General features: G+C 49.6%; 5 protein-coding genes. All 5 read right to left on the bottom strand.

Annotation, left to right across the window (positions count from 1 at the left end; translation table 11 throughout):
• Positions 1 to 68 precede the first annotated feature (68 nt).
• A complete protein-coding gene (locus TSA66_RS26660) occupies positions 69 to 287 on the bottom strand; it encodes a hypothetical protein (RefSeq protein ID WP_157691548.1) in 219 nt (72 codons plus the stop codon).
• A 63-nt stretch (positions 288 to 350) separates the two neighbouring features.
• Complete coding sequence (locus TSA66_RS01175) at positions 351 to 980, bottom strand: hypothetical protein (RefSeq protein WP_157691549.1); 630 nt, start codon at positions 978 to 980, stop codon at positions 351 to 353.
• 139 nt (positions 981 to 1,119) lie between these two features.
• Positions 1,120 to 1,395 (bottom strand): DUF4145 domain-containing protein, encoded by a 276-nt coding sequence (locus tag TSA66_RS01180; protein WP_269748344.1) that lies wholly within the window; start codon positions 1,393 to 1,395, stop codon positions 1,120 to 1,122.
• Between the two features lie 513 nt (positions 1,396 to 1,908).
• Complete coding sequence (locus TSA66_RS01185) at positions 1,909 to 2,544, bottom strand: hypothetical protein (protein ID WP_040038676.1); 636 nt, start codon at positions 2,542 to 2,544, stop codon at positions 1,909 to 1,911.
• A 90-nt stretch (positions 2,545 to 2,634) separates the two neighbouring features.
• A partial coding sequence (locus TSA66_RS01190) for a lysozyme inhibitor LprI family protein (RefSeq protein ID WP_157691550.1) occupies positions 2,635 to 3,477 on the bottom strand: 843 nt, incomplete at its 5' end.

The following is a 3,477-nucleotide window of genomic DNA, read 5'->3' on the forward strand; positions in this document are numbered from 1 at the left end:
TGAGGCAAACTACTACCGGCAATTAACCGGTCAGGTCGAAATGGCCTGACTCACACCAACCGGCCTCCTCAAAAGCCGGGGCGGTTCACTACCCGAAAATAGCCTTCAACACAGGCAATGAGTGCAACAGGAAAATACCGGACAAGTTCTTTCTCGGACTTGTCATGCTTCTTGAAGGTATTTTCAAGCGCAAAGAGTCGAAGCGGGAGTTCAGCCATGGCGGAGCCGAATTGTCGGCGCTGCCGGACATCGGCGATTTCTTGAATAATGTCTCGTGTACGACTCATGTTTGAATAAAATCTAACGAATGAACTAGTGGGGGCACGACAGGCGCCACAAAGCGGCTAGCTTCAGTACCCCCTGCGAAGCCCGGGAATTATTAGTGGGTCTCTGTCCCAGACCCAATCAGGCCTCTCGCTGACAAAATGCATAATCGCCTCGCAGGCAAAGTCTCGGAAGTCCGGGTTGTTCCAAAGTCGGATCATGGCCTCGCGTGGCTCTCTGCCGTCAGGCTCACCTTGAAAATACACATAACCTCTGTACGCATGAAGCTTCCGCTTATTATGCTTAGCATGGTGGCCGTGCGGGACAGACGGGTCCGGGTCGGCATCCCCCTTATGAAAGTCCCATTTCCTTGAAAAGCCCATGCTCGCATTCGTCATGAATGAATAGCTTGGCTCTTCGTCTTCATCATCCCACTTGCCTTCACCCGACAGTGCGTTGCCTCGATCATTGGTACGTTGTTCGTCTGTAGAGCTTTCAATGGTGCCAAATTTGTTGATCCACTCTGCGTCTTTATCCCAGCCTGAATATTCCAACACGTTACGGGCGTACTGGAAAGGCTCCTCTTCAGATGAAGCTAGGGCACAAAGTGATCGCATTCTTGAGAGAAATTCGTAGCGTCCAATGATGCCTTCTGAGTATGAGATCCGGCACAGTTTTAGATATGTGCGAGCGGCGACGGGAGATAAAAATTCCATTTTTAATGATGAGGATATTTACGTTCTTAACACTACCAATTGCCAGTGTTCGCTGGAGGGCTAACGCCGCGTTGACCAGCGAGTCTCATACGCCGCGAAGCGGCCAGCTTTCTAGCGCGGGTCTGGGTTGAACAAAGAGTTAGCCTTCCACATTGAGAATAAGCTCCGACATTCGTGCTGCCAGCTGTAAATAGCGATCTGCTTCGTCTTGATTGAGGCTGAAATCGGGCAGGTGAGCAGCCTGATTTCTTAGTTTTCGCATCTGATCGAGTAGCGAGTCACTGTCCTTGGGAAGCTTACCGAGGCGAACCAACTCTTCAACAAATAAGTGTGGATTGACCCGAGGAATTGCTGCGCCTTGAGCAAAGCCAGACTTTCCAGCAGCATCTTCAACAAGAACCCAGGCTTCCATAATTGCTGCACGCGGAGATCAATAATCGGGAAAGATGGCATCCATACGAATACGTCCAAGTGTTGCACTAGATGCAATTTATTAAGTCTACCGATGGTTTGTACTTATGTCTATTAAGCAATATGCTAGCGCTGAAAGCATAAAGGCCTCTATCCCAAAAATATGGGAAAAATGGGGGGCGGAAAGCCTTGGATTATCGAGTGAACTACGGTTGAGAGAAATATGAATGTCCGTATATGGCCGAGACTGTGTGAAAACGTGAAAATCGAACGACACGACCACAACATGTCACGAGGCGCTCTTCTTTTATTCCGCTATTTCGTGCTGGTCTAGCGGCAAAACCATGTTTTTACACACTCTCGACCCATGGCGGACGTTCGCGGACAAATGAGAGGCAGCTGCTAATGTTTGAGGTAGCCGGCCGCCGGAGCGTGTAGCGCAAAGGGAACCCGCAAGCGCAAGTTGCGGGTGGATCGGTTGGCCGAGAAGTTAGCCGGCAGAATGGACATGACAAACTCAAATCGAACGACTTGCAATTTCCTTTTTGCATTCATTAAGAGCGGCAAGACTGATTTCTCCGATTTCGGTCGCAAGAGTATCCAGTTTTGCGATTTCCTCCAGAAGGGACGCGGGATCGGTATTGCACAACTCCCGAAGTCTTTGCCAATTCTCGTGCATGACGCCCAGCGCTCTACCTATCGTCAGTACGTCCAGCGCGAGCAAGCCATCTGGTATCTCGAAAATCGGCAAAGCTCGTAGTGCAAGATGTGTATCTACCATTAATTCCGGTGAGACTTGGTCGAAGTCATCAAACTGAGAAGTGGAGAATGCCTTACATATGTCATTGCTGAGGCCATGTGCACGAGCCATGAGTGCCATGACAATCTTGAGCTTCTGTATCTCTGCTGCGGCCTGTTTTTTTGCTTCGAGATCACTTGCTGCGTGCGCTTGGCGGCGGCCAATTTCTGTGGCTGCAAATATCGCGGCGATGCTACCAATAGCTTGAATCCATGCTGGAGCAGCACTTTCCAACATACCCTTGAACCATAACCATCCGCCTGCAGCAATAAGGCCCAAAGACGCGAGTAGCAAAACGACGACAACAGCGCCAAATGCGAACTCAGAGGGTGTGTGGGGCGGTTCCTTTTGCATCGTGTCAGGTAAGTGGTGGACAATGTCGGACGGCTAACGTTTGCGAAAACCAGCGGCGTAGCTGCCAGGGTTGATTAGTGAGTTGGATTTTTAGCCGCCATCGCCTAGCCGCCCGCAACCGCTTACCTCCTCAAACCGATGCTGCACCAAAGTCTCCGCTGTGCCGGAATAGATCATTGGCCAAATCGTTCCACCATTTGCTTGATCTCCTGCGACAAAATTTGCCCATGCGTCGCAATAGCTCTGCCAATTTTCATGAGCGATTTCAAATGCAGCAAGTTCAGTTGAATCAAGGCGCAGCTTAATCGTTGCAACAGCATCTTCCAATAATTTCTTCTTTTCCGCGAGCGACTCGAATGCAGCGATATTCATCTCAGCTTGGCTCAACGGAGCGCCGGGATGAATTGTTTCGGAAATGAATTCATCTGCCACACGTAAGAATGCCACACAGCTCTCAAAGCAGCGCGCAACTTCATTGGAATCGATCTCGTATGCAGAGGCTATTTCGTGACAAATGATGTGCCTAAGTTCAAATGTTCTCACCACGTCGGCGAACACCTCATCCGGTTTCGACAGAATAGGCGTGTTTGCCTCACCTCGTATCTCGTGTGCCCAACGATCTGTGGTTGTACGAAGCGCTTGCAGGAAGCTTTTACCAACCAAGCTCGATAGCGCACCTTCAATATGATCTAATCGGCTAATTGGGACGATATGAGCCACCAACTCTCCCACGGTTATTGCCTTTCCATGTACTGCTCTTAGTATTGAGAAATCAAGCTTTATTGACGAAGCGAGTTTTTCTGCGTTACTAAGATGCGGTTCGCCAGCATCAATTAGATCCTTTATCGCTATGAACCGCCCCGGAAATCGAGGAGGCTCCAATATTTGAGAAAATGGAGCCATGAAGAAGAAATCAACAAGATATTCGCCGGA

It is taken from the genome of Noviherbaspirillum autotrophicum (genome assembly GCF_000818395.1).
In the GTDB taxonomy this organism is placed as follows: Bacteria; Pseudomonadota; Gammaproteobacteria; order Burkholderiales; family Burkholderiaceae_D; genus Noviherbaspirillum; species Noviherbaspirillum autotrophicum.

Bases quoted from the DNA above. Each gene is read 5' to 3' on its own strand.
- TSA66_RS26660 (WP_157691548.1), bottom strand. From the start codon at position 287: ATGAGTCGTACACGAGACATTATTCAAGAAATCGCCGATGTCCGGCAG.
- TSA66_RS01175 (WP_157691549.1), bottom strand. From the start codon at position 980: ATGGAATTTTTATCTCCCGTCGCCGCTCGCACATATCTAAAACTGTGC.
- TSA66_RS01185 (WP_040038676.1), bottom strand. From the start codon at position 2,544: ATGCAAAAGGAACCGCCCCACACACCCTCTGAGTTCGCATTTGGCGCT.